This window comes from Exiguobacterium sp. SH3S1, from assembly GCF_004337105.1.
Classification (GTDB): Bacteria; Bacillota; Bacilli; order Exiguobacteriales; family Exiguobacteriaceae; genus Exiguobacterium; species Exiguobacterium aurantiacum_A.
On sequence record NZ_SJUW01000006.1, the window covers coordinates 107,844 to 134,133 of the forward strand.

General features: G+C 54.1%; 27 protein-coding genes. 11 read left to right on the plus strand and 16 right to left on the minus strand.

Annotated features, from left to right (window positions below):
• A complete protein-coding gene (locus tag EVJ26_RS08455) occupies positions 1-1,008 on the minus strand; it encodes a S66 family peptidase (protein ID WP_131470256.1) in 1,008 nt (335 codons plus the stop codon).
• A 64-nt stretch (positions 1,009-1,072) separates the two neighbouring features.
• Positions 1,073-1,399, minus strand: coding sequence for a winged helix-turn-helix transcriptional regulator (locus tag EVJ26_RS08460; protein WP_071398828.1), 327 nt, complete (start codon positions 1,397-1,399; stop codon positions 1,073-1,075).
• Positions 1,400-1,505: 106 nt separating this feature from the next.
• Between EVJ26_RS08460 and EVJ26_RS08465 the strand changes: the two genes are divergently transcribed.
• Positions 1,506-2,306 (plus strand): VOC family protein, encoded by an 801-nt coding sequence (locus EVJ26_RS08465; RefSeq protein ID WP_131470257.1) that lies wholly within the window; start codon positions 1,506-1,508, stop codon positions 2,304-2,306.
• A gap of 12 nt (positions 2,307-2,318) precedes the next feature.
• On the opposite strand, the gene EVJ26_RS08470 is transcribed toward EVJ26_RS08465, so the two are convergent.
• Positions 2,319-3,311 (minus strand): 5'-3' exonuclease, encoded by a 993-nt coding sequence (locus EVJ26_RS08470; protein ID WP_070328350.1) that lies wholly within the window; start codon positions 3,309-3,311, stop codon positions 2,319-2,321.
• A gap of 193 nt (positions 3,312-3,504) precedes the next feature.
• A complete protein-coding gene (locus EVJ26_RS08475; protein ID WP_071398830.1) occupies positions 3,505-4,815 on the minus strand; it encodes a hemolysin family protein in 1,311 nt (436 codons plus the stop codon).
• A gap of 201 nt (positions 4,816-5,016) precedes the next feature.
• On the opposite strand from EVJ26_RS08475, the gene EVJ26_RS08480 reads away from it, so the two are divergent.
• On the plus strand, positions 5,017-5,814 hold the full coding sequence (locus EVJ26_RS08480) for a glucose 1-dehydrogenase (RefSeq protein ID WP_131470258.1): 798 nt from the start codon (positions 5,017-5,019) through the stop codon (positions 5,812-5,814).
• Between the two features lie 41 nt (positions 5,815-5,855).
• On the opposite strand, the gene EVJ26_RS08485 is transcribed toward EVJ26_RS08480, so the two are convergent.
• The gene (locus EVJ26_RS08485; protein WP_131470259.1) at positions 5,856-7,811 is read right to left on the minus strand and encodes a HAMP domain-containing sensor histidine kinase; all 1,956 of its coding nucleotides are present in this window, start codon (positions 7,809-7,811) and stop codon (positions 5,856-5,858) included.
• A 154-nt stretch (positions 7,812-7,965) separates the two neighbouring features.
• On the opposite strand from EVJ26_RS08485, the gene EVJ26_RS08490 reads away from it, so the two are divergent.
• Positions 7,966-8,223: a PadR family transcriptional regulator gene (locus EVJ26_RS08490; RefSeq protein WP_236635538.1), complete on the plus strand. Its 258-nt coding sequence runs from the start codon at positions 7,966-7,968 to the stop codon at positions 8,221-8,223.
• A gap of 112 nt (positions 8,224-8,335) precedes the next feature.
• Here the strand turns inward: EVJ26_RS08490 and EVJ26_RS08495 are convergent, their stop codons facing one another.
• The 4 genes from EVJ26_RS08495 to EVJ26_RS08510 all read right to left on the minus strand — a co-directional run bounded on the left by EVJ26_RS08495 (position 8,336) and on the right by EVJ26_RS08510 (position 12,699).
• Positions 8,336-9,031 (minus strand): LutC/YkgG family protein, encoded by a 696-nt coding sequence (locus tag EVJ26_RS08495; RefSeq protein ID WP_131470260.1) that lies wholly within the window; start codon positions 9,029-9,031, stop codon positions 8,336-8,338.
• Positions 9,028-10,431: a LutB/LldF family L-lactate oxidation iron-sulfur protein gene (locus EVJ26_RS08500; protein WP_131469352.1), complete on the minus strand. Its 1,404-nt coding sequence runs from the start codon at positions 10,429-10,431 to the stop codon at positions 9,028-9,030. The genes EVJ26_RS08495 and EVJ26_RS08500 overlap by 4 nt, the downstream gene beginning before the upstream one ends.
• A 2-nt stretch (positions 10,432-10,433) precedes the next feature.
• Positions 10,434-11,171, minus strand: a complete 738-nt coding sequence (locus tag EVJ26_RS08505; protein ID WP_131457923.1) for a (Fe-S)-binding protein — start codon at positions 11,169-11,171, stop codon at positions 10,434-10,436.
• A 238-nt stretch (positions 11,172-11,409) separates the two neighbouring features.
• Complete coding sequence (locus tag EVJ26_RS08510) at positions 11,410-12,699, minus strand: NCS2 family permease (protein ID WP_016507932.1); 1,290 nt, start codon at positions 12,697-12,699, stop codon at positions 11,410-11,412.
• A gap of 236 nt (positions 12,700-12,935) precedes the next feature.
• Here EVJ26_RS08510 and EVJ26_RS08515 point away from each other — a divergent pair, with 236 nt between their 5' ends.
• The 5 genes from EVJ26_RS08515 (at position 12,936) to EVJ26_RS08530 (ending at position 15,750) form a co-directional block, all read left to right on the plus strand.
• Positions 12,936-13,169, plus strand: a complete 234-nt coding sequence (locus tag EVJ26_RS08515) for a hypothetical protein (protein WP_131470261.1) — start codon at positions 12,936-12,938, stop codon at positions 13,167-13,169.
• 11 nt (positions 13,170-13,180) lie between these two features.
• Positions 13,181-14,140, plus strand: coding sequence for a LacI family DNA-binding transcriptional regulator (locus tag EVJ26_RS08520; RefSeq protein WP_131470262.1), 960 nt, complete (start codon positions 13,181-13,183; stop codon positions 14,138-14,140).
• A 67-nt stretch (positions 14,141-14,207) separates the two neighbouring features.
• The gene (locus EVJ26_RS08525) at positions 14,208-14,492 is read left to right on the plus strand and encodes a HesB/YadR/YfhF family protein (protein ID WP_016507928.1); all 285 of its coding nucleotides are present in this window, start codon (positions 14,208-14,210) and stop codon (positions 14,490-14,492) included.
• A gap of 96 nt (positions 14,493-14,588) precedes the next feature.
• Positions 14,589-14,723, plus strand: a complete 135-nt coding sequence (locus EVJ26_RS14560; protein ID WP_255417550.1) for a hypothetical protein — start codon at positions 14,589-14,591, stop codon at positions 14,721-14,723.
• Between the two features lie 97 nt (positions 14,724-14,820).
• Positions 14,821-15,750 carry a manganese-dependent inorganic pyrophosphatase gene (locus EVJ26_RS08530; RefSeq protein ID WP_131457919.1) on the plus strand — a complete coding sequence of 310 codons (930 nt, stop codon included), beginning with the start codon at positions 14,821-14,823 and terminating at the stop codon, positions 15,748-15,750.
• 46 nt (positions 15,751-15,796) lie between these two features.
• On the opposite strand, the gene EVJ26_RS08535 is transcribed toward EVJ26_RS08530, so the two are convergent.
• Genes EVJ26_RS08535 through EVJ26_RS08545 form a run of 3 tightly spaced genes read right to left on the minus strand, consistent with a single transcriptional unit; the run spans position 15,797 to position 19,165 of the window.
• Positions 15,797-16,921: a DUF418 domain-containing protein gene (locus EVJ26_RS08535; RefSeq protein ID WP_131457918.1), complete on the minus strand. Its 1,125-nt coding sequence runs from the start codon at positions 16,919-16,921 to the stop codon at positions 15,797-15,799.
• A gap of 21 nt (positions 16,922-16,942) precedes the next feature.
• The gene (locus EVJ26_RS08540; RefSeq protein ID WP_131470263.1) at positions 16,943-18,496 is read right to left on the minus strand and encodes an ABC-F family ATP-binding cassette domain-containing protein; all 1,554 of its coding nucleotides are present in this window, start codon (positions 18,494-18,496) and stop codon (positions 16,943-16,945) included.
• Positions 18,497-18,556: 60 nt separating this feature from the next.
• The gene (locus EVJ26_RS08545; protein WP_131457916.1) at positions 18,557-19,165 is read right to left on the minus strand and encodes an NAD(P)-dependent oxidoreductase; all 609 of its coding nucleotides are present in this window, start codon (positions 19,163-19,165) and stop codon (positions 18,557-18,559) included.
• A gap of 198 nt (positions 19,166-19,363) precedes the next feature.
• Between EVJ26_RS08545 and EVJ26_RS08550 the strand changes: the two genes are divergently transcribed.
• Positions 19,364-20,011: an NAD(P)H-binding protein gene (locus tag EVJ26_RS08550; RefSeq protein ID WP_131457915.1), complete on the plus strand. Its 648-nt coding sequence runs from the start codon at positions 19,364-19,366 to the stop codon at positions 20,009-20,011.
• Complete coding sequence (locus EVJ26_RS08555; protein ID WP_131469336.1) at positions 20,008-20,400, plus strand: RDD family protein; 393 nt, start codon at positions 20,008-20,010, stop codon at positions 20,398-20,400. Before EVJ26_RS08550 ends, EVJ26_RS08555 begins: the two co-directional genes overlap by 4 nt.
• Before the next feature lie 25 nt (positions 20,401-20,425).
• Here EVJ26_RS08555 and EVJ26_RS08560 read toward each other — a convergent pair whose 3' ends face one another.
• Positions 20,426-21,691: a purine/pyrimidine permease gene (locus tag EVJ26_RS08560; protein WP_131457913.1), complete on the minus strand. Its 1,266-nt coding sequence runs from the start codon at positions 21,689-21,691 to the stop codon at positions 20,426-20,428.
• Between the two features lie 75 nt (positions 21,692-21,766).
• Here EVJ26_RS08560 and EVJ26_RS08565 point away from each other — a divergent pair, with 75 nt between their 5' ends.
• Positions 21,767-22,471: an alpha/beta hydrolase gene (locus EVJ26_RS08565; protein ID WP_131470264.1), complete on the plus strand. Its 705-nt coding sequence runs from the start codon at positions 21,767-21,769 to the stop codon at positions 22,469-22,471.
• A gap of 32 nt (positions 22,472-22,503) precedes the next feature.
• Here the strand turns inward: EVJ26_RS08565 and EVJ26_RS08570 are convergent, their stop codons facing one another.
• From EVJ26_RS08570 to EVJ26_RS08580, 3 genes are all read right to left on the minus strand, one after another.
• Positions 22,504-23,685 (minus strand): MFS transporter, encoded by a 1,182-nt coding sequence (locus EVJ26_RS08570; protein WP_236635539.1) that lies wholly within the window; start codon positions 23,683-23,685, stop codon positions 22,504-22,506.
• 114 nt (positions 23,686-23,799) lie between these two features.
• Complete coding sequence (locus EVJ26_RS08575) at positions 23,800-24,591, minus strand: endonuclease/exonuclease/phosphatase family protein (RefSeq protein ID WP_070328331.1); 792 nt, start codon at positions 24,589-24,591, stop codon at positions 23,800-23,802.
• 52 nt (positions 24,592-24,643) lie between these two features.
• Positions 24,644-26,272 carry a PTS transporter subunit IIBC gene (locus EVJ26_RS08580; RefSeq protein ID WP_131457910.1) on the minus strand — a complete coding sequence of 543 codons (1,629 nt, stop codon included), beginning with the start codon at positions 26,270-26,272 and terminating at the stop codon, positions 24,644-24,646.
• Positions 26,273-26,290 lie beyond the last annotated feature (18 nt).

Below are 26,290 nucleotides of genomic sequence, written 5' to 3' on the forward strand. Positions count from 1 at the left end.
TCAGCCCTTGAACGTTTGAATGAGCGTGCCTTTCCCGTCCTCGACTTGAATCGAGGCGTGGGCACCGTTGATGAGTGTCAGTTGCGGTGGCACGTGCCCGCAGTCGATGTCATAAATGATGGGAACGTTGAGCAGTTCCTGTAGTTCAGCGTAGACGTCTTCTGCCGTATAACCTTGTACCGGTGGTTGGGCATCGCTGCGACCGAATAAGATGCCTGTCGTATGATCAAACCAACCGGCCCACTTCATTTGAAGCAGGGTCCGTTTGAGTGCCGGTACATCCATCTCGGCGTTCTCGAAATACCAAAGAATCGGTTCATCGTTCAAATGAGTCTGTTGGAACTGAGCGACGTCACCGTAAGGCGTCCCGATCGTATGCAAGAGGACGTCGATACAACCGCCGAGCAGACGACCGGTCGCTTCCGTCCCGCCGAGTGATTTCCATTCGGTCGGCTCGGTCAAATGGTAGACGCATGGACTCGGATTACCGTGCTGCCATTCTTTTTGAAATTGCTCTGAAGACAGTTGAATGACGGTCTCGCCGTGTTTCGTCGATAAGACGTCGAGCCAACGCGAACTCGTCGCATCCCACGATTCCCCGCGCAGATCGACAAGGTTCGTCCCGTGAGCCGAGGCGATGCCGGTCTTGAGCGTGTAGACGAATAAAAATAAGCTGACGTCAGAGTAGCCGAGCATCCACTTCGCTGGGAGCGTGTCCCAAGCGATTTTATCGAGTAGCTCGAGCAACAAGACGCCGCCCCATGGCGGGATGATCAAATCGACGTCCTCATCGTGGAACAGTCGCGTCATCTCTTCGGCACGCACTGCGGCCGGCGCCGATTTTGCTTTATGTTGTGTCCAAACAGACGGTTCAAATTGAAGCGTGAAGCCGTGGCGTGCGAACGTCGTCTCGGCGTCGTGAAGTAAACTATGACGCGCGGCTGGTACTCCGGACGACGGGGCGGTTACGCCGACGTGGCGACCGGTCAACTGTGGATAACGAATCATGAGATCCTCCTGTGGATAAGTGATGGGCAGTGATACGGAAATGAGTTATCCACATGTGGACAATTTATTTTTGTTGCATGCGCGCAGCGTGCTTCATGCCCCAAGCGTTCATCGTCTCGAGTACCGGGATAAGCGTCTTGCCGTACTCGCTCAACTGATAGTCGACGCGCGGCGGGACTTCCGGATAGACGGTACGGATGATGATATCTTGCTCTTCTAAGTCACGCAACTGGGCTGTCAAAATCTTTTGGCTAATGTTCGGGAGCGAGCGTTTCAGTTCACTGAACCGGAGCGTCCCCCCGTTGATGAGCGCGAGTAAAATCGATGGTTTCCATTTACCGGTGATCAGTTCGAGTGCGGTATCGACTTCACAGCTTGAGATCATCGTCATGAGTCTCGCTCCTCTCTAAGTATCCTTTCGGTAACTATACCACCTTTTTGTGCCGTCTTCTGCAAACGGGACACGGCATGTATAGTAAAGAGAGAGGTGAGAAAACATGAAATTAACCAATATCCAACTCGGACCGGTCACGCTCCGGGTCAGTGAATTAGAAAACATGAAACAGTTTTACGAACAAGTCATTGGAATGGACGTACTCGAAGTCGGTATCGACCGCGTCACGCTCGGTGCGCCGAATGCGCCGCTCGTCATCTTGCATGAAGTCAAAGGTGTGCGTCCGAACCGAAAGGCGGCCGGCTTGTTCCACATGGCAATCTTGCTGCCAGACCGCGTCGAACTCGGACGCATTCTCCGTCATTTGATCGAGCGACGGATTGAAGTTGGTCAAGGCGACCATTTGGTCAGCGAGGCGTTTTATTTGAACGATCCGGAAGGGAACGGCATCGAGCTGTATGCTGATCGGCCACGTGAGCAGTGGGAATATGAAGCGAACGGTCACGTGAAGATGTCGACCGATCCGGTTGAGTACGAATCGATGCTCGAAGCGGCAGCGGACCGTCCGTTCACAGGTCTTCCAGTTGGGACGACGATGGGACACGTTCACTTTAAAGTAGGTTCCCTCGAAGCGGCCAAGTTATTCTATCAACATCGACTCGGGTTTACCGTCACGACCGATTCATACCCGGGCGCACTGTTCCTCGCGGCCGACGGGTATCATCACCACATCGGTGCGAACGTCTGGGCCCGTCCGAGTGAACCGATGAACGACGAGGCGGGACTAGAAGCTTGGACGCTTTTTGTCGACGCTTCGACGAACCACGAACTCGGAGGGACGACGTCGGAATGGTCGCTCACCGACACCGATGGGATTACGGTCAATATAAAAAGCGTGGACTAATGTCCGCGCTTTTTAACGTGCTGAAATTTTCTTTTGACTCGAATCAAACGAGAGGCGAATACCGCGTTTTTGATACGCTTGTTCGACCCGTTTTGAATTGATGCTGAGCTCAAGATGAGCCAGTTTCAAATGTTCAAGTTCTGGCACCGTGACATCGAGACGGACGAGCTCCATGTTGCGCTCGGCTTTTTTGCGTGTACGTCTCAAGTTACGGGGCACTTCCTCTGACGTCAGTGCCGCGATCGTTTCATTGATCAGTTGTCGTTTATCGCCTTTGACGCTAAGCGCCGTGTAAAGCTTATCGAGCGAACCGAAGCGTTTGATCAACTGTACCGATTGACTTTCGTCAAGGCCGGCTACAGGTGGGATGCCGTCTGAACGGTCTCCCGTCAACGCTTTGACCGCTGAGAGCTGTTTCGGCTTCAATCCTTCGTACAACGCTGCAATCTCCTCAGGACGAATCTCGAGATGTCGCTTGAGTGGGAGCGGACGGTTGTCTTGGATATCACAACGAGCTTGCATTTGCTGAAGCTCCTGTGTTTGAAGCCATACTGTGATACGTGGGCTCACGAGCTGAAGCAAGTCTTTATCCTTCGTCATGATGACGACAGGCGCGCTGCAGCTGAACTTCCGAGCGATGTGGGCAATCAAATCTTCTCCCTCATAGCCTTCGACTTGATATTGCGGGATTCCGCTCTCTTCAAGCAATTGGCGCATGAGTTCCATTTGAGCCTTCAACTCGGGTGGTGTCTGGCGACGGCGGCGTTTATAGCCAGGATAAAGCTCGCGACGCCACAATGTTTCACGTGAGACGTCCCATACGACGACAAAATGAGACGGACGATGTCTGCGTAGAATCGTCCGGATGAGGCCGGTCATACCGATGACGGCACTCCGATCGTTTTTAGATACCTCGCGTCCTTTTTTCGTTCGGCTCGCGGCGGCACCGTAGTAGGCACTGGCCAGCATGGAGTTTCCGTCAATTAAAAATAGTTTACGTTCCATGCGTAACCTTCTTTCTGTAGTTGTTGGACCGAACATTAATGAACTGTTCGGTGATGTTGTGTCAATGAGTGGCACGCACTCAAATTAGCAACATATGTGCAGTATATCACGACAAGCCTTGAAAATATAGCGACAGTTCGAGCGTCAATCGAAAAGCCCTCCCTAATGTTCAAGGGAGGGCGGTCAAAGACACTTAGTCCATTTCGGCTCGAAGCTGGTCTTTATGCGCAAGAATCAAGTCGACGAAGACGATGCGGTGATTGTCGATCTCGCGGACGATCAGTTCGTGCTCACCTGGCAGGACGAAACGTTCGCCGGTGCGTGCATTCGCTTTTTGCGAGAGGACGAAACCACCAATTGTGTCGACGTCATCCTCGATCTCAATGCCGAAGCGCTCTTCGATCTCTTGCGTGAGCACGAGACCAGACAAGCGATAATGGCCTGGATTGACTTCAGTGATCTCGGCTTGTTCGTCCCGGTCGAACTCGTCGCGAATCTCACCGACGATCTCTTCAAGGATGTCTTCGATCGTGAGCAGGCCGGCGGTGCCGCCGTACTCATCGATGACGAGACACATCATCGTCCGTGCGTTCTGCATTTTCACCATCGCTTCTTGGAGCGGTGTGAACTCCGTGACGAGAGGTAACTGATGGATGAACGATTCAAGCGGGGCGTCACTCTTGACGAGTTGGGCCGTGAACACTTGTTTGGCGTTAATAAAACCGAGCACGTCATCGCGGTCACCGTCTCGTGTGACCGGATAGCGCGTATATTGATGCTCTTGGACGGTCGCGATAATCGTCTCGATCGAGTCTTCTTCATCGATCGTCACCATATTCATCCGCGGCACCATCGCATCTTTTGCAACACGTTCATCAAACGAGAAGATATTTTGAACGTAAGCGAGTTCGTTCTCGTTGATTTCGCCACTTCGAAAACTCTCCGTCATGATAATTTTGAGTTCTTCCTCCGAGTGCGCCGTCTCTTGCGCCGTCGTCTTGACACCGAACAAGCGGAGCGTGAGCCGGGCCATACTGTTGAGCACCCGGATGAACGGGTACAACAGCTTCGTGAAGAAATAGAGCGGCCGGGCGACGAGCAACGTCAATTTCTCGGCTTCATGTACGGCGAGCGTCTTCGGGACAAGTTCGCCGATGACGACGTGTAAAAAGGCGATTAGCAAAAAGGCGATTAAGAACGACAGGAATGTGGAAACCGACGGCGAGACGCTTAAGCGGTCGACGAGCGGTTGAATCATTCCTTCGATTTGATCGGCACCGATCCAACCAAGGCCGAGCGCGGCGAGCGTGATGCCGAACTGCGAGGCGGATAGCGAGTCATCGAGGTTCTCGATGACTTTTTTAGCGACGGACGCTCGTGAGTTTCCTTCGAGCACGAGTTGGTCGAGCCGTGCGCTCCGGACTTTGACGATTGAAAATTCGGCCGCCACGAAAAAGGCGGTCATGAAGATGAGAAAGGCGACGATCAATAAACTGAGTAACATGGGACTGTCCAAAAATTCCCCAAAAAATCGGGGATTCACCTCCATAAGAATAAGTTTGTACGTTTTTCAGGCGAGTCCTGAAAACGAATAGTTTGTTTCAGTATAGTAGATTTCCCATAAATATTCAAAAGACAGCCCGAAAGGTTTCATGAAGAGGGGAATGCGGGAACTACAAACCGAGAAGACGAAAGGGGAACCGACATGGCAAATTATCCAGAACTTCAAGGGAAAGTCGCAGTAATCACAGGCAGTTCAAAAGGAATCGGACGAGCGGTGGCCGAACGCTATGCGAAAGAAGGCGTCAGCGTCGTCTTAAATTATAGAAGCAGTGAAGACGAGATGAAGGAAGTCATCCGCGGCATCGAGGCGGCCGGAGGCAAAGCCGTCGCTGTCCAAGGTGACGTCGCCGAAGAAGGGCTCGCCGAGAAGATGATCGAAAAAGCAGTGTCTGAATTTGGACAAATGGACATTTTCGTCAACAACGCCGGTGTCCAAGTCGAAGCGAAAACGCACGAAATGGAGCTCGACAACTGGCAGAAAATTATCGATACGAACCTGACTGGGACGTTCCTAGGGGTGCGGGCCGCACTCAAGTACTTCGTCAAACATGATCTGAAAGGAAACATCATCAACATGTCTTCGGTGCACGAGGTGATCCCACGCCCAGGCTATACGCATTATGCGGCGAGTAAAGGCGGGGTCAAGATGTTCACGAAGTCGGTCGCGCTCGAATATGCGGCGAATCAAATTCGGGTCAACGCCATCGCGCCTGGTGCGATCGACACACCAATCAACAAAGAGACGATGCGAGACCCAGAAGAGAAGACAGGGCTCGAAGCGCTCATCCCGACCCATAAGATCGGGCGGCCGGAACAGATTGCTGCGGTGGCAGCGTGGCTCGCGTCAGACGAATCGTCTTACGTCACGGGCACGACCATCTTTGCTGACGGTGGCTTGTCGCTCTATCCGGCATTCGGTCCAGAAAGCAAAGTTCAATAACATAAGGGATGGCTCGCCCGAGGCGAGTCATCCCTTATTGTTTAGCCGCTCATTTGATCTTCCTCGATATATTTCGGCAAGACGATCGTGAACGTCGATCCGAGACCGACACGTGAGTCGACCCGGATCGTCCCGTCATGCCCTTCGACAATCTCTTTACAGATGGCAAGACCGAGACCGGTGCCACCGATCTTCCGGCTGGCCGAATTGTCGACGCGATAAAACTTGTCGAACAGTTTCGGGAGCGCTGAAGTCGGGATTCCGATGCCAGAGTCCGTGACGGAAATTTCGACGCCGTCCGACTGGTCATTCGTGACGGACACCGCAACTTTTCCGCCGTTCGGTGAATATTTGATCGCGTTATGGAGCAGGTTCGTGAACAGCTGGCTGAGCCGGTTCCGGTCCCCGTACACGAGGATGTCGTTATCACATTCAAACGATAAGTCGTGGTGTTGACTCGCGCCTTGATGGACGGCAATCGTTTCTGCCAAAATATCGTACAAGCTTTCGGGCTCGTTTTGATACGTCTGTTTACCCGACTCCATTCGCTGAACGTCGAGTAAGTTGGAGATTAAATCCTCGAGACGGAGCGTCTCTTGATGAATCATCCCTAAATATTGATCGGTCCGTTCAGCCGGCATCGTCCGATAGCGCATAAGTTCGGTAAACCCGATGATGCTCGTTAAGGGGGTGCGCAGTTCATGAGACACCGTCGAGACAAGTTCTGTCTTCAAGCGGTCGACCTCGGTTTCTTGCGTCACGTCCCGGAAGACGAGCATCGTGCCGTGGCGTGTGCCACGCAAATGAATCTTTTCAGCGTACATTTGGATGAACCGTTCTTCTTGATTCATCGAGAACGTCACGCTCTCTTCCATCGCTTCGCCGTCAAACGCTCGGCGCATGAACGAGAAGAACGAGTCTTTTTGATCGACTTGGAGACCGAGTTCTTCAAGGTCGGCATCAAGCCGATACAGGTCCGTCTCGTTTTGCTTTGTGATGGCCTGATTGAACATGACGAAGAGCGCCTGGTTGGCGAGTTTCTCATGCGTCGTATGTTCAACGTAAATGACGGCATCACGGATCGAGTGCAAGAGTCGCGCTGTCTTCTCACGCTCTTCTTCGACTTGATAACGTTGCGACGACAGTGACGACGCCATTTGACGGAACGAGTCGGTCAGTTGGCCGACCTCGTTCCGGGTCGATACCAAAACAGGGACGGGTATGACCCGATCGTCGGTGAGCCGCTTGCTATTCGTGATCAACTCTTGCAGTTGACCGGTCAACCGTTGTACGTAAGGCCGAGCCGCAATGAAGAGGACGAGTAGTACGGTGAGTAGCGACAGGAGCCAGAGCACTTGCGCCCATTTCGTATGGGTGGCGAGCTGTTCACGGAGTTGGTTTTCTTCCGCGTTCAAGGCGTTGCGGTATTCGGTGAACACCGTCTCCATGTCGACGATACTCGCGCTCATGTCAGCCGCGCTCTTCGAGTTGATCTTGAATTTCCGATCGGCCTGTGCTTCGGTTTGAGGCGTCACTTTCCCGAGCGTCGGCATTTGCAGGAACGGCTCGGTGACCGTGCCTTCCCGCTTCGCGACGACGTAGCGCTCGAGGCTAGGCATGACGCGTTGTTGATAGGCTGAGAATAACGCTCGGGCATCCCCCGCATACGTCTGTTCTTTTTCTGTGACCGCGTTCGTTTCGAACCAGGCGGTCTGTGTCTCGATCAAGACTTGTTTCTCTTTGACGCGGACGAGCAACTCCTCGTCACCGAGGAGGACGTAACCGCGCATCTCATATTGCATCGACTGCCATGTCTCGAAGAGCTCGGTCGCATTCGTGCGACGTTCACTGACGTTCTCGAGCGATGAAGTCGTCTCTTCGATTCGATTTTCCGTATATACGTATACGGCGAGTGAGGTGAGGAGGATCAGTCCAATGAATAAATAGAAGACGAATAAAAACTGCCTTCCGATCCGCTCGTCAATCCAAGCTTTCATAGGGACCGTTCCTTCCTGGAACTACATACATTCCGGCTGTGACAATTATTTTCTACGAGTGTCGTTCACCTATTGTACAGATTTCTGCAGCGATATACCACTTATCGAGATGCAGTAAACGTGCTAACTAGTTTCCATTGAACAATAGCGAACGATGTGTTGTTACCTAATAGATAGTGGAAGGGGTGAGAGGGATGCTAAGTTAAAAAAAGGTGCCATCTCAGAAGGTGTGGTCTATCCGCTCCTGAGGAGGCTCACGTCGGAAGGCTACTTCACGACGTATTTGAAGGAGTCGGCAGAAAAACCGCCACGGAAATACTACGCGATCACGGAGCAAGGAAAGGCCCAGTTAGACGAATTGCGAGCGGGCGACTCGATGGGAAAAATTGACGAAGTGATGAGTGCGGGATAAGACTTTGACGTTCAAACATCGAACATCCGTTTCGCTTGAAGACGACGAACGGCAGCATCACCGTCGAATAAAGAATAAACGAAAAGACTCGCCGTCGTGGCGAGTTTTTTCGTTAGAGATCATGTACGAGAACGTAGGCGACACGGACCGGTCCGTGGACACCGACAATCAAGTTCATCTCAATATCGGCCGAGTTTGATGGGCCCGAGATGAAGTTGACGCCTTGCGGTGAGGCGAGCTCGCCGTTGCGATCGAGTTCGGCCAGCTGTTTCGCCGCTTGCGTCATGCGGGGCACGAGCACCGATTTCGGGATGATGGCGATGTGATCTTGCGGCAACAAGCTGATCGTCCGCGATTTTCCGGGGGCCGCGTATTGGACGATGGTCGCACTTTCAGCGAGTGCTTGGTCGGCAATCGTGATCCCAACGTCAGCTTTCACGGCAAGAGCGCGGCTGTCATCCGGACGCGCGGCATCCCACCAGTCGAACGCCCGGCTCGTTTCGGGTGCCCATTCCTTAATGCGTGCATCGTCCTCGGCGATAATCGTCTTGCCGTCGTATCGTTCGAGGAGAAGACGGAGCGTGTCATCGAGATGAGTCGACTCACATTCGACGACGTCGGTATGAATGCGCGTCGCGACCATACGGAACGTCTCGAGGAGTTCCTCTGTTGAAGCGTCTTTCAACACCTCGTCTTGCGGACGGTGCTTGTATACTCGTTTCGGAGGCGTCAAATCGACGTCGCGTCCGAGTTGTCCCGCGATCCGCTTTAAAAAGTCTTCACGGTTGGTGATCGTTCCTGGATTCATTGTGCATTCCCCCGTTTCTTAAACCAGTCGCGGACCGTCTGTTTGGCCGGCTGCGGCAAGTCTTTCGAGTCGGTCCAAGCTGGTAAGCCTTTGTCGATTTGCCCTGCTGTCGCAAACGGGGACGACGCGAACGGCGCGATCTGTTCGGCCGCCTCGAACAAGAACGGGCTCGATGACGTGACGGCGAAGCCTTTCATGGCGATGCGTTCGACGAACGGTGATTTTTTCTTGTCTTCGACGATGACGCGGCGATGCTCGATCAACAGTTCATGGAGCGGAATTTTGACCGGACACGCTTCCGTACAGGCACCACAAAGGCTTGACGCATACGGCAGTTCTTTATAGTTCTCGTAACCGTCGAGCAGCGGGGCGAGCACGGCGCCGATCGGTCCCGGATAAATCGAGCCGTAGGCGTGGCCGCCGATATGGCGATAGACCGGGCAGACGTTGATACATGCCGCGCAACGGATACATTGGAGCACGGACTGGAACTGAGTCCCGAGAATGCCTGACCGCTTGTTGTCGACGATGACGAGATGGAATTCGTCCGGGCCGTCGACTTCGCCGACGCTTTTCGTGCCGGCGAACGTCGTGATGTATGACGTGAGCCGTTGACCGACCGCGCTCCGGCACAACATATTGACGAGCACTTCGAACTCTTCGTAAGACGGGACGACCCGCTCCATCCCCATGACCGAGATGACGGTGTTCGGGAGTGACGTGACCATCCGGCCGTTACCTTCGTTCGTGACGAGACCGACGGCGCCGCTCTCGGCGATGGCGAAGTTACAACCGGTGATGCCGACCTCTGCTTTCAAGAAGTCTTTGCGCAGTTCACGGCGCGCGTAGCGGCCGAGCTCGGTCGGGTCGTTCGTTCCGTCGTAGCCATGGGTCGTGAACGTCTTGTGGACATCGTTCCGGTCTTTGTGGAGCGCCGGTGCGACGATGTGCGACGGTGGGTCGTTGTCGAGCTGAAGGATCCATTCCCCGAGATCCGACTCGACGACCGTACACCCTTCTTCGTGAAGCGCCTCGTTCAACCCGATCTCCTCGGTCACCATCGACTTCGATTTGACGACGTGTTTGGCGTCTTTTGCGCGCACGACTTCGCGGATATAGCGGTTCGCTTCTTCCGGCGTCTCGGCGAAGAAGACGTTGCCGCCCCGCTTCGAGATATTCTCACTCAACTGGTGTAAGTAGTAATCGAGATGCTCGAGCACGTGCTGACGAATCTCTTCCGAATGGTCGCGGAACGCTTCCCAATCCCCGAGTTCCCCGGCCGCGTTCAAACGTCCGTCGCGCAGGCGATTTTGCGCCGAGCTGACGGCTTGGCGCATGAACGGGTTATCGATCCCGTCTTTCCGCCGATCTTGAAACTTCTCGTCTAACCGAATCCCCATGCTCATGCTTGTTTCACCCCTTCGTTCAACACTTCCGCGATATGCATCACTTTGATCGGATGCCCTTGTTTATGCAGGCGTCCCCCGATGTTCATCAAACAAGACGCATCAGCGCCGATCAACACGTCGGCCCCTGATTTTAAAATTGACTCGACTTTCTCGTCGACCATCTGCACCGATACGTCCGGCATCTTGACCGAGAACGTCCCGCCGAAGCCGCAACAGTTATGTACCCCTTCGAGTGGGACCATCGTCAACCCATTAACGTTTTTCAACAACTGTCCCGGTGCCGCCTCGATCCCGAGCAAGCGCGTCATATGACACGAGGCGTGATACGTCGCTTTCGCCGGGAATTTCGCCCCGACGTCTGTTACTTCGAGCACATCGACGATGAACTGCGTCAGTTCGAACGTCTTCGCCGCATGGGCTTCGGCCCGCTCTTTCCAGACGGGATCGTCTTTGAACAAGTGCGGATAGTCGCGCATCATCATGACACACGAGCCGGACGGTCCGACGATATAGTCGGCGTCCGCTTTCTCGAACGTCTCAATCATGTGTTTGGCAATCTTTTTCGTCTCTTCATGGTAGCCGCTGTTATAGGCCGGTTGACCGCAGCACGTCTGCTCGAACGGGAAGCTGACGTCACAACCGAGATGTTCTAATAGTTCGACCGTCGCTTGTCCTACCGATGGGAATAACGTATCGGAGAGACAAGTGACGAACAACGCCACGTTTGGCATGTCCATTCCTTCTTTCCTGTTAAATGATACTTTCGAAAACGATTTCATCGCCATTATTCCATATCTTTGAGTCGGAAAACAGAAAAATGGAACGGATTTCTCAAATAATTGTAAAATAATGCCTAATTGAGAACCGGATGATAATGAACGAATATTCAGTAACCGACTGCTATACGACAGTGATTCCCTGATTAATAACAGAAAAACCCTCGTCGGGGACGAGGGTTAAAGTCAAGTATTATAGGAAAAACATTTCCAAAATAAACAATCCGGCGAACAAGTAGATGAGCGGGTGGACCGTCTCTTTGTTCATCGCCTTGAAGATCGGGTAGAGGATGAACCCGAAGGCGATCCCGCGTTCGATACTGCCTGAGAGTGGCATGATGAGGATCGTCATGAACGCCGGGAAGTATTCACTGAAATCTGTCCAATCGATATAGCGGACGTTCGTCAGCATGAGTGCGCCGACGATGATGAGGGCCGGCGCCGTAATGGCGGCGACACCTGAAATCGCACCGATGAGCGGGCTGAAGAACAATGTGAGACCGAACAAGCCGGCGACGACGGCTGTCGTCAGTCCGGTCCGTCCGCCTTGGGCGACACCTGCGGCCGACTCGATGTAGGCCGTCGATGGACTCGTTCCGACGAGTGAGCCCCCCATCGTTGCGAGCGAATCAGCGAACAAAGCCCGGTGCCCGTTCTCGATCGTCCCGTCTTCTTTCAACAAGCCGGCTTGCTTGCCGACACCGACGAGCGTTCCGGTCGTGTCGAACAACGTGACGAGGAAGAACGACAACACGGCCCCGAACAAGCCATATTGGATGACGTCAGAGAAAGCGGTGAGCGGGTTGACCATCAACCCTTCCGGTAGCGTCGGCATCGCCGTCACGCCTTCGATTTTCAATAGCCCCATGAAGTAGGCGGCAATCCCAGTGACGACCATCCCGATGAGCAGCGAGCCCGGGACGTTACGTGAGAAGAGGAGGGCCGAGACGATCAGTCCACCGAGGACGAGCAAGACGCTCGGTGACGACAACTCCCCGAGACGGACGAGGTTCGCCTCATCCGCGACGATGAGTCCAGACAGCTTCAAGCCGAGCGAGGCGATGAACAACCCGATGCCGGTCGTGATGGCGTGCTTCAATGAAGCCGGGATCGCTTGAATCAGTTTCGTCCGGATCGGTGACAGCGATAAGATCAGGAAGAAGACCGACGACACGAAGACGACGCCGAGCGCGGCTTCTGGTGCGATCTGTTGTTGCGCGACGAGTGTATAGGCGAAGAAGGCGTTCAAGCCCATCCCAGGTGCGACCGCGATCGGCAGGTTGGCATAGAACGCCATTAACCCTGTTCCGATCAAGATGGCGATGATCGTCGCCGTGAACGCCTGGGCGAACGGGATGCCTGCGTCCGACAAAATCGCCGGGTTGACGACCGAGATGTAGGCCATCGTGACGAACGTTGTGATGCCGGCCATCACTTCTTGTTTAACGTTCGTCCCGTGTTGCTGTAAACGGAATAAGTTCATTAGGAAGACTCCTTATAAGTAGTAATTTCCGAACATTAATTGTCTAGTAAAGTGGAATACACGTTATCAACCTGTTGACTATACGAAATCGAATCGACATCGTCAATGATTTTGAGTTAAAAAACTAAAAAAGTTCTCATTTAAGTATTTAATGTTCGGAATTAGAGTTTTTTACTAAAGTGCTTGCTCTGAAACGCGTTTCAGAATGTACGGTAGAGTCAAAGGAGGGAAGCCTGATGAATCCGACGACGTGGAAGACTTGGTGTAGCGGGATTGTCTATGAACTGGTCATCAATCAATTGTACACACCGTTCGGACGCATGTTGTGCGCCCAGTTTCAAGATGAGTTTCTGCACTTACCTATCGAAGAACGGTTTCGTCTCGCCCAAGCGATTCGGCGACAAGTGATGGCAAGAGATGACAGTCGGTCAGTAGAATGGGTACACTATATGGAAAGACTGACGGATTGAGGTGAGGCGGGATGGCGAACATTCGAGATATCGCGAAACAAGCGGACGTGTCGGTGACGACGGTCTCGCGGGTGATTAACGAACATCCATACGTTTCAAAAGAGAAGCGACAGCGCGTCCATGCAGCGATGGCAGAGCTTGGCTATTTACGGAATCAGCAGGCGTTGACGCTGTCGACTGGGCGCACGCAGCGATTCGTCGTCGTGTTGCCGTATATGGACCATCCGTACTACGGACTGTTCGTCAACGGACTCGCGAAAGCGGCGCTCGTGAAAGGGTATCGTCTCGTCATGTGGCAGACCGAGTACAAGCTTGATCAAGAGCGGCAAGCACTCGACTTACTGAAGCATCGTGAAGTCGACGGGGCGATTCTGTTGTCGCATGCGATGTCGTTCGAAGAATTGGAGACGTACCGTGGCTTCGGCCCGATCTCGGTCGCGACGGTCGGTGCGCCTGAGACGATCTCCTCGGTCCATGTCGACCATTACGCGGCGTTCGTCGCCGGATTGCATGTGTTAACGCAAGCTGGCTATGAAGATATCGGCATCGTCTTATCGCGGCAGTCTAGTCCGAGCTCAATCGCGCGTCAGCGGGCCTACTTCGATGAAGTGGCGTCCGCGCGTGAGCGATGGGTATGGACCGGTTACTTGACGAGTGAAGACGGGATCCGCTTAGCGGCAGAGTTCCTTCAACGAACAGAGCGTCCCCGCGCGCTCTTTTTGTCGTCCGATTACGTCGCGCTCGGTTTTTTAGGGGAGATGCGCCGGCGTGACGTCCGCATACCGGAAGACGTCGCCATCCTCGGGTTTGACGGCCACCCGATCAGCCAGGCGTTCGGCTTAGCGACGATGCACGCGCCGCATGAAGAAATCGGTCGCGCCTTGTTCGATGTGACGTTCGATGAGATGAACGGCGGTGCGGTTAGGACGCAAAGTCTGACCGTTGCGTATCTTTCGGGCACGACACTCTAGGCAACTTCCTCGCTCGCTTTTTGAGAAACGATTAGAATGAAGACAGAAGTCGAGAGGAGGATGTTACATGAAGATCAACGTGACGGAAGAAGCACTCCAATTTTTTAAAGACGAAATGGAAGTCGAGGCGGGACAGACGGTTCGTCTGTTCGCCAAATACGGGGGTTCGACTGATTTGACGCACGGGTTCTCGGTCGGTGTCATCACAGAAGAGATCGATAACGCCGTCGTCGAAACGAACGCAGATGGAATTCGTTTCGTCGTCGCCGAGCAGGACGAATGGTTGTTCCAAGGACAAGACGTCAACGTCGAGATCCGCGGGGATGAAGTCGTGTTCGTTCAGGCTGACTGACATGACAGTTTGTTTACGGATGTGAGACATCCGTTTGACCGCGTCAACCTCGGGGAACAGTCTACGACAAGACTCAGTACCGAAAGGATGAGACAGATGTCAGACCAAGACAAACGTGAACAAGAAGAACAAGAGAAGTTGAACCGGGACCAACCGGATATCTCGCACGAAGAAGATTCAAAAGGGGATCATTCGGACCTCGAAGAGACAGACGAAGACGAACAATCGTGAAGAGCCGAGTCTAGGCTCTTTTTGTTTTGGAATTGAAAGAATGGGGATTGACGGTATAATGGATAAGGGAAAACTATAACAGTGAGGAGAATGCATCATGAGTACAGTACTTGTCTTCGGACATAAAAATCCAGATACGGATACAATCTGTTCGGCGCTCGCTTACGCTGAACTGAAAAAGAAATTAGGGATGGACGCCGAGGCGGTCCGTCTCGGTGACGTGAACGGGGAGACGCAATACGCGCTCGACCACTTCCGTGTCAAGGCGCCGCGCCTCGTCGAACGTGTATCGGACGAAACGAGCTCGGTCATCTTAGTCGACCATAACGAGTTCCAACAAAGTGCGGCCGACATTGCTGACGTGCGAATCCTTGAAGTCATCGACCACCACCGCATCGCTAACTTCCAAACGGCAGACGCACTCTACTACCGGGCGGAGCCGGTTGGCTGCACGGCGACAATCTTGCTCAAGTTGTACAAAGAACACGGTGTTGAAATCGCGTCTGACATGGCCGGCTTGATGCTATCGGCGATCATCTCGGACTCGCTCTTGTTCAAGTCACCGACGTGCACGGACGAGGACGTCAAAGCAGCGAAAGAACTTGCAGACATCGCCGGAACTGACGTCGAGGCGTACGGTCTCGAAATGTTGAAAGCCGGAGCCGACCTGAGCCAGAAGACGGTGCCTGAACTCATCTCGCTCGACGCGAAAGAGTTCGCGATGGGCGACTACCGCATCGAGATCGCGCAAGTGAACACGGTTGACGCGCACGACGTGTTGAGCCGTAAAGCTGAAGTTGAAGCGGCGATGGCGAAGACGATTGCTGACAAACAGCTTGACTTGTTCGTCTTCGCAATCACGAACATCTTGACGAATGATTCAGAAGCACTCGTTGTCGGTGCGAAGCATGATTTGTTCGAACAAGCGTTCAACGTCGAACTGTTAGACGGCCTGGCGACACTTCCTGGCGTCGTATCACGTAAAAAACAAATCGTTCCTGTGTTGACAGCAGCGGCGACGAACTAAGAAATGAGAAAGGCTCGAAGCGAGATGCTTCGAGCCTTTCTGCATGCTATGATACTTTCTTCTGAATCCCATACGTCCCGATCCGCCATAACTTCTCGAACGGTCCGTAGCGATGAGACTTGAGCCACCACATTGAGAAGAACGTTTGGGCAATCAAAATCGCGATACTCAAGAACAATCCTTCAGTGAGCGACAGACGTCCGTAATACCCGAGGGCGATGACGGGAAGGACGACGACGAGCGTGTGCGTCAAGTAGTTCGTCAGCGCCATCCGGCCGAGCGCCTGGAGCGGACGGAACGTGAGTCCTTTTCGGACGGCGACGGTGAACAGACAGACGTACGTCGTCGCGAGCAGTTTTCCTGAGATGAGGACGGCTGCTAGGTTCGTCCAGTAGTAAGCATCACCACCGCCGTAACGATGCCAGAGGATGACCCCGAAAAACGGCAAGGCGAGAACACTGCAAATAATGGCCGTTCGTGTCAATCCTTGAAGCGTCCATGTGAGCAGCTTCCGCTCACGCCCGATATAGAGACCGAATAAAAATAGGCAAAAGATTTCGATCCCGACAAGCAGAGAGTTTGAGATTGCGCTAAAGATCTCGACGTCGAGCCGGTAATCGAACCAAGCGCCAAAGCCGGCGTTATACGCGGTCGGGAACGGATAGCCGGGATTGAAATACCCCGTCGTCCACTCCATCAAGACAGATGAGCCATAGAACAAGAGAAAACTCCCGATCAACAAACTCCACGCCCACGTCAAAATCGCGCGGTTGCTCAATCCATAAAACAAGGGGAGCAACAACCCCCACATCGCATACGTATGTAAGATGTCACCCGACCAGATGGCCAGGTGAGCAAGTCCGAACAAGAAAAGGATGATGATGCGTCGGACATAGCGGCTCGCCGAGTCCCCGCGCGCGTACGAACGCTCGAGAAAAATCGAGAAGCCGATGCCGAACAGTAAAGAGAAAATTGTATAGAACTTCGTCTGGATGAACAAGTCGAACAGTGTCCTTACGACGAGGTCACTGCCTTCATACATCGGTTTACCGAAGATCCAGTCGCTCCCGAGCATGCTCGGGATGTTGACGAGGAAGATGCCGCACAGGGCAAACCCTCGAATGATGTCATAGAGAACGATGCGTTCGTTCAATTGGATTGGGCCTGTCATGCGACACTTCCTCTACACGTTTTAGAATACTTTCGTCGTCCACGATTCACAGTTCCAGACGTCGGTGACGATGTCTTGATAGAACTCCGGCTCGTGACTGATGAGTAGGATACTACCTTTATACTCTTTCAATGCGCGCTTCAACTCTTCCTTCGCGTCGACGTCCAAGTGGTTCGTCGGCTCATCGAGGAGGAGCAAGTTCGATTCGTTGTTTTGGAGCTTACAGAGACGGACTTTCGCTTTTTCGCCACCACTGAGGACAGCGATTTTACTCTCGATATGCTTCGTCATGAGACCGCACTTTGCGAGCATGGCCCGGACTTGTTGTTGGTTGAGTGACGGGAACTCGCTCCAAATCTCTTCGATACACGTGTTGTTGCTGACGGCCGCTTCTTGTTCGAAGTACCCGATCTCTAGGAACTCGCCGCGTTCGACCGTTCCTTCGAGCGGATTGATCATGCCGAGCAGACTCTTCAGGAGCGTCGTCTTCCCGATCCCGTTCGCACCGACGAGGGCGATCTTCTGACCGCGCTCCATCTGCAGGTCGAGTGGACGTGAGAGCGGCTCATCGTAACCGATGACGAGATCTTTCGCGTCAAAGATGAGACGGCCTGACGTGCGCGCCTGCAAGAAACGGAACTCTGGCTTCGGACGTTCCGCGCTCAGCTCGATGACGTCCATCTTGTCGAGTTTCTTTTGACGTGACATCGCCATGTTTCGTGTCGAGACGCGGGCCTTGTTACGGGCGACGAAGTCTTTCAAATCAGCGATTTCCGCTTGTTGGCGTTTATAAGCCGACTCAAGCTGCGACCGTTTCATCTCGTACACTTCCATAAATTTGTTGTAATCGCCGACGTAACGCGACAAATCTTGGTTCTCCATATGGTAGACCAAGTTGATGACGCTGTTTAAGAACGGGATATCGTGCGAGATCAAGATGAACGCATTGTCGTAGTTCTGAAGATAACGCTTCAACCACTCGATATGGATCTCATCCAAATAGTTGGTCGGCTCATCGAGGAGGAGGATGTCCGGCTTCTCAAGGAGCAGCTTCGCGAGCAACACTTTTGTCCGTTGTCCACCTGATAGGTCAGCGACGTCACGGTCGAGACCGACGTCTAAAATACCGAGTCCGCGGGCGACTTCTTCGACTTTCGCATCGATGATATAAAAGTCGTTCGAATCGAGCGTCTCTTGCAGTTCGCCGACTTCAGCGAGCATGTCGTCCATCTGCTCAGGTGACGCGTCGCCCATCTCCATGTAGAGTTCGCCGATGCGTGTCTCCATGTCGATCAAGTATTGGAATGCGCTTTTCAACACGTCACGAATCGTCATCCCGCGTGCGAGGACGGCGTGCTGGTCGAGGTAACCGACGCGGACGTTTTTCGCCCACTCGATTTTCCCTTCATCCGGTTGCAGTTTGCGCGTGATGATGTTCATGAACGTCGATTTTCCTTCACCGTTTGCTCCGATGAGGCCGATGTGTTCACCTTTTAATAGACGGAAAGACACGTCATTTAAAATGGCGCGGTCACCGAAACCGTGGCTCAAGTTTTGTACTGTTAATATACTCATAATTCGTATTCGTTCCCTTCAAAGTTGACTATCCGATATTGTAGCATGGATTCAAAAAAATTAGTACGCCAGTCCGACCGACTGCCGGACGAAACTGTTCTCTTCGACCGTGTTCAACATGAACTGGGCGACGTCGGCACGTGAAATCTGTTTACCGTCGGCAGGGATCCCGTCGATGTCCGTCCGGTACACTGATGTCCGCGGACCATCCGTCAGTTGCATCGGCCGCACGATCGTGTAGTCGAACGACGAGTTGCGCCACAGGTCGACCGCGGCCCGGTGGTCGCGAAGCGGCTTCCGGAGCATGAACGTCACGACCGTTCCGGCGATCCCGGGAATCTCTTTGTCAATCCCGGCAGACGCGAGGTACAGAATGCGCGTCACATCGTTCGCTTTCATGGCTGGGACGAGCGCATCGGTCACGCTGGCCAAGAAATCGGGGTCGCTCAAATCGGTCCCGAGACAGCTGATGACGGCGTCGTGCCCGGCAAGCGCGTCGGTCAACGCCGCACTGTCCGTCACGGCGCCTTCGATGATTTCAAGTTGCGGGGTCGGGATGAGTTTTTTCTGTTCGCGCACGAAGGCGGTCACATGATGGCCGTGCTCGATCGCTTGATCGACAAACTGATGACCGGTCCGTCCGGTGGCACCAAGAACGAATAGCTTCATACACAACTAGCTCCTCTCGTTTTTCCAGTACCTTCAGTATACAGCAGTTTCAGAAAAATCGAACTTTTTGCCGTCTTTTCATAAACGGGTTGCAATTGCCGCAATCTCGTCTTCGATTGATTGTGTCTGGTCTCAGTCGTTGCCGATGAACGGCAAGTCAGCTAGACTGAAAGAAGTACGTAACAAGGGGGAACTAGAATGGGAAAAACAGCACTCGTTGTCGGCGCGACCGGTTTGATCGGACGCGAGCTCGTCGAGCAGTTGCTCGAACAAGAACGGTATGACGCGGTATGGATCGTCGTCCGCCGCTCGAAACGTTGGAGTCACCCGAAATTACATGAAGTTGTCGGCTTTGAGAAGATGGATGAGACGTTGCCGCACATTGACGATGTGTACTGTGCACTCGGTACGACGATTGCCGTCGCCGGATCACGTCAGGCGTTCAAACATGTCGACCTCGAGTTACCGCTCGAAGTCGCGCGTGTCGCGAAACAGCACGGCGCCACACGTTACGCCGTTGTCTCGGCACAAGGTGCGTCATTGCGCTCGCCGTTCTTCTACAACCGAGTGAAAGGTGAACTCGAGAACGGGCTCAAAGTGTTCGGGTTCGAGCACTTGATTATCGCCCGCCCGTCGCTCTTGCTCGGCGACCGCGAGTCGTTCCGGCTCGGTGAGAAAGCGGCTGAAGTCGTAAGCCGTCCGTTCCAACCGCTGTTGCTCGAAAAAGTTCCAAATGCGGCCCCAATCCAAGCGTTACACGTGGCCCGGGCTTTGATCATGGCCGGAGAAGAAGGACAAGGCACGGAAGTGTTGACGTCCGGAATGATGCAGCGAATGAGCCAATGAAGCGAGTGACGAGCAAACGCACGAAAGCCGTCTTGATCGACGGTGTCATTGCCGGGCTCCTTAGTTTCGGTGTCGAACAGCTCGTTCGGAAGAAAGTGAAGAGCGAGTTCGTCCACGCGGTCATCACACCAACACTCGTCTCTTATGCGATCGAGGCGTGCCAGATGAGCCGTGGTGGTCAAACGATCGGCTACAAGCTGATGGGTCTCGAACTGAAGAACGATGACGGAACACCGGTCACGGCCGAGCAAGCGTTCAAGCGTGCCCTTCATCGGGACACGTTGACGGTTGCGGCTTACTTCAAGGACCGCGAACACTTCGAGGCGGAAGACGGTGCCGTCTTGCCGCACGACAAAGCTTTCCATATGCACGTGACCGAAAAGAACTGACCTCAGACGCGAGGTCAGTTCTTTTTTAGTCGTGGATTCGGCTCAGGATGGCGGTCGTCAAAGAGACGACCGTCCCGAGGACGAGACCGTTCGAGAACACGGTCGCAAGAAGCGGCGGTAAATCGTTCATCGCTCCAGGCGGGAGCAACATCGCCCCGGCCCCGATGACGAGCGGGAGGCCGACCGTGAGCGACGCCGTCTTTTGGTTCAACTCGAACGCAGCCTCGTTAATCCCGATGATGATCATCGTCGCGATGAGCGGGGTGACGATGGCGTACCCGACCGCGGCCGGGATGCTTGCGATGAGCGACACGAACGGTCCGATCAAAGCGAGCACCATCATCAAGCCGTGAGCGACGAGGTGAGGGGCACGGTGCACGCTCTCCGTTGACGACAAGAAACCGGCTGTCCCAGAAATCGCGACCGGTCCAGGCGTTCCAAACAGACCAGCGACCATCTGACTGACACCGCTGACGACGCCAGACGCGGCGACGTGGCCTTCGACTTGTTGTTTCGTCCGTGAACTGACGATGCGCTCAATCAATTTGATGTTCGCGAGCACGTTCGTCATGAGTAGAAGTGTGATGACGAACGCGGTCGGAAGTAAGTTCCAATCCCATACCCAAGCGCCGAACGGGAACAGCTCAGGTACGAGGAAGAACGACTCAGAACGAACGATCGGGTTGCCGAGACCGAGCAGATTGAACAACCCGAACCCGACGAAAAGCGTCATGACGAGACCGTATTGTTTGAAGCGGCTCCGCTCGAGCGTGAGCGCGAACAAGACGAGCCCGGCTGTCGCGACGGCTTGGACGATATTGATGCCGTCCTCGCTCACACCGAAACCGCCTTTAATGACGGCACCGGATAGTTGCAGGACGAGCAGGATCATATAGACGCCGAGCACTTGAGGCGTGAACAGCGACAGCATGCGCCGTAACAGTCCGGTCACGGTCATGACCACGCCGAGCACACCGCTCAAGAACAGCATGAAGCCGAGCGCTTGGAGCGTCTCTTGCCCGCTGCCGTAGAGGGCAGGACCGATCGAGGCGTACAGCGTGAACACGCCCCACCAAATACCGGCCGGTCCTTCTAAGATCGGCAGACGGTGGCCGAACAGCGTCTGGATGATGCTGAACAGTGCGAAGATGAACAGCGAGCGCGAAATGAACGTCATCGTCTCGGCCGGCGACAGTTCAAATAGGGCGGCGATGGCGAGCGGTGGTACAATGTTGGTAGCTAAAATAAAAATAAACCACTGAATCGTCGTGGTTACAGAACTTTTCGTCATGGTGTCCCCCTGATATTTCCCTTTTTTACTATTAGTGTACCGTGACGACGAAGTGGATGCAAATGGAGGTATATAATGAAGAGAAAACTGAAGTGGATCGGACTGTCGTTGCTTGCCGTCATCCTTGTCGCCGTGATCGGCTTCGTCGTTTGGACGCAAATGACATACGGACCGACGGATGAAGCGCTTGGCTATGCGGCTGAAGCTGAACAGGTCGACAACCGACTAGAGTTCGGAGACCGGAGGCGTGAGGTCGGGATTATCTTGTATCCGGGTGCAAAAGTCGATAAAGAGGCGTACGCCTATTACGGGACCCGATTGGCGGAAGCAGGGCACTTTGTCGCCATCCCGTCGCTTCGCTTGAACCTCGGCATCCTAGATATCGATGCGGCGGAAACAATCATCGAGGCACATCCCGATATCGAGCGTTGGTACGTCGCCGGTCACTCGCTTGGCGGTTCGGCCGCCTCGGGCTATGCGCTCGAAAACGAAGATAAAGTCGACGGGGTCATCTTCCTCGCCTCGTATCCGATCAGCGCGATGACGGATAGCGACTTGCGCGTCTTGTCGATCTCGGGTGAATTGGATGGTCTGGCGACACCGAGCGATATCGAGACGAGCCGTGACAGCGTGCCGAGTGACGCCACGTTCCATCAGATCGAAGGTGGCAATCATGCCAACTTTGGGATGTACGGGCCGCAAGACGGGGATAACGACAGCCCGCTCAGCGCAAGAGAACAACTTGATGAGACGATTGATCAAATCGTAGATTGGCTTTAAAAAAACAGCGTGCCCGGGTTCGGGCACGCTGTTTAGCGTTGGTCGAGACGATGACTAAGCGACGTCAAGGCAGCGGTCAGTAAGGCGACGGCGCCACCGACGAGGGCGAGCATCATGACCGGTGCGTTCGCATAGACGAGACCACCAAGAGCAGACCCCATACCGATGCCGACGTTGCTCGCGACCGGCATGAGTGACGAGGCGAGTCCTTTCGCATCTGGGTTGAACTTCTCGGCCAAGTCGATCAAATAAATTTGCGTCGACGTCGTGAGCAGAATCGCCATGAACGACATGAGGGCGATGTTGATGAGACCGAGCGTCACGTTCGACGTCGTCACATAAAGCGCCGCGAGCACGACCGCTTGGATGAGAAAGACGAACCGGAGCCGACCGATCGGGTTATGGCTCGCGATTTTCCCGGCCGCCATGTTGCTGAAGATCGAGATGAAACCGTAGGCGAGCAGGATCGGACTGACCCATGCGACCGGGACGCCAAGCACGCCTTTTAAGATCGGGACGAGATACGTATAGACGACGTACGTCGCACCGAATCCGAAAGCCGGGATGAAGAAGGCGATCAAAATACGCGGATTCGTTAAGAGCCGGAGCTGGTCAGAGATCGACGTCTTCGCGCTCGATAACTGGTTGGGGACGACGCGGTAGACCGCGAACAAGGCGACGATACCGAGTGCGGTCGTCATGAAGAACGTCGCTTCCCAGCCCGCGCGTTGCCCGATGAACGTCCCGAGTGGAACACCGAACACGTTCGCCATCGTGAAGCCGCCGAAGATGAACGAGACGGCGATGCCGCGCTTCGTCGGCGGTACCGATTCACTGGCGACGAGCATGGCGAGCGAGATGAGCACACCGGTCACGACCGCGGTCACCATGCGTGTCGACAGCAGAAGACCGTAGTTCGGTGCTTGGCTGCTCAAGAAATTGAGCACGATGAAGCCGAGCGTGAGTCCGAGCATAAGTCTTCGTTTCGGCAAATGGCTCGTGAACGACATCATGAGCGGGGTGCCGATAGCAAAGCTGATGGCGAAGGCGGACACGAGCGTCCCGGCGGTGGCAATCGAGATGGTCAGTCCATCCGCGATATCGGGTAAAATTCCGACAATGACGAACTCACTCGTGCCGAGCACGAACGTGAGCAGCGCCAGTGATAAGATGAGCGTCCAGTCGTTGCGACTGAGCGATGGGGTGGTCGTCAAGATGCAATCACTTCTTTCGTTCAAAGGTTGTTAGACATCAGTCGTTTCCAACATACAGGATTTTTTGACAAAGCAAAACCCCTTTCTCTCCAGTTCGGAAAGAAAGGGGTTGTCTCATCGCCAAAACGCGGTCGCTTCGACACCGGCATGGTCTGACACGATTGGTCCGTTGTCGCCGTCAAAGACGACGGCGTGGCGCGAAACGTGGATCGGGGCGTTCGTCAACATCAAGTCGATGCGAAGCGCCTGCTTGTTCTCGTCCCAACCGGCGATTTTGCCTTGGACGGTCGCATCGCCTTCGCGCTCGGCTGCGAGAAAGAACAAGTCTTGAAGACCGTGGTCGATCAAATAGTCGTAGCCTTCACCGCGCAGAAACGCGTCGTTGTTGAAGTCGCCGAGCAGGAGAGCCCGGTCGTCATCTTCGACGCGGCGAAGCAGTTCATCGAGCTGGTGACGAGCCGGTTCGTCTGCATCATGCCACCAACCGAGATGGCACGAGTAGACGGCTGTCGGTTCGTCCGTTCCGCTGACGACGGCTTTGACGATTTTTCTAGACTTGTAATCGTTCGGGTCGGTCGTTTGGGAGACAAAGAACGATTCGGTCGAGACGAACGGTGTCCGCGATAAGATCGCGACGCCTTCTTCGTAGATATCATAGCCGTAATGGGCGAAATCCCATGTCATGTAATAGGCGACCCCTTGCTCACGGAGTTTTTCAACGAGGACGTGGGCAAAGTTGTTTTCACGGATGAGACCGTCAATCAGCGGCGCTTCTTTATGTTGGTTCACTTCTTGGAGCGCGATGATGTCATACTCCTCGCTCGCGATCCGTTCCACGATCGAGTCGATTTTCTCTTGTTGTCGATCTTCTAACCAGGCGTGACAGTTGAGTGTCAAAATATTCACAGTAGTCCTCCTTTAGAAAAAACAGGCCAACTCGCACGAGCTGGCCTGTTGATTATGCACCGATGACGTCTTGAATGTCAGACTTCAATACGTCGGCTTTCGGGCCGTAGATTGCTTGGACACCACGGTCTTTCAAGATGAGACCCATGGCGCCATTCTTTTTCCATTCGCGCTCTTCTGAGACGAGCGACATATCTTTCACTGTGACACGAAGACGTGTCATGCAGGCATCGACGTCCTCGATGTTATCTTCCCCACCGAGTAGCGCGATAATCCCCATGACCTGCTCGTTGCCGGTCACCGTCGATTGCTCTGTCGCTTCTTCCATATAGTTGCCGTTGCGTCCAGGCGTCGGCAAGTTCATCTTCTTGATGAAGAAGTTGAACACTCCGAAGTTGATGAAGAAGAACGCAGCCGAGACGAGGAAGAAGTTGATCAAGTCTTGCAGGAGTCCGGCTTTGATGATCATCGGGATCCGCGTCAATAGCTCGATCGCACCGAACGCGTGGACACGAAGGTCGATAATGTCCGCCAAGGCGAAGGCGGCACCGGCCATGAGTGCATACATGACGTAAAGGACTGGAGCGACGAACATGAACATGAACTCGATCGGCTCAGTGACACCCGTCAAGAAGACGGCGAGACCGGCCGAGAGGAACATCGGTTTGTACTGGGCTTTCTTGTCCTCGTCGACGTTACGGTACATCGCATAAGCGGCACCGATGAGCGCGGCGAACGACAAGATGACTTGACCGACTTTGAAACGGGCCGGTACGACGTCAGCGAGCAGCGTGTTGTAAGCAGCTGTATCGCCAGCGGCGCGAAGGTTGACGAGGTCCGTCACCCAAGCTAACCAAAGCGGATCTTGACCGGCGACGACTGAACCAGCTGTCGCGCCCGTTAAAATCGTGTACGTGCCCCCGAGCTCCGTGTAGTTCATCGGGACGGTGAGCATGTGGTGAAGACCGAACGGTAACAACAGACGTTCGAGCGCACCGTAGATGAACGGCGCAAGGATCGGTGCCGTGTCACGTGACGTGGCGATCCATTGGCCGAAGCTGTTGAGTGCCCCTTGAATCGTTGGCCAGATGATCGACAGCGCGATCGCCGCGACGACCGAACCGAGGATGACGACGAACGGGACGAACCGCTTCCCGTTGAAGAACGACAAGGCGTTCGGTAATTTACTGAAATTGTAGAATCGGTTATAAAGTGCACCACCAAGGAAACCGGCGATGATCCCGACGAACACACCCATGTTCAGGGCAGGTGAACCGAGGACAGATGTAAAGTAGTCAGCGACGACGAGGTCGGCCCCAAAGAGGGATTGGACTGTCGCTTCCGGGTCTTGGAGCATGGCGCCGTTGACGTTAAAGATGGCGCCTGTGACACGGTTGATCAAAATGAAGGCGATCAGTGCGGCGAACGCACCACCGGCCTTGTCTTTCGCCCACGAGCCACCGATGGCGACCGCGAACAAGATATGTAAGTTGACGATGATGCCCCAACCTAAGTCTTCGATGATGCGTGCCGTCGTCAGGAGGATCCCGACGTCTCCGGCTGACATGCCGATCAATTTACCGATCGAGATCATGAGTCCTGCTGCCGGCATAACGGCGATAACGACCATCAAGGCCTTACCGAGCTTTTGCCAAAAATCAAATGAGATGAGCTGTTTCATGCTATCCGCTTCCTTCCT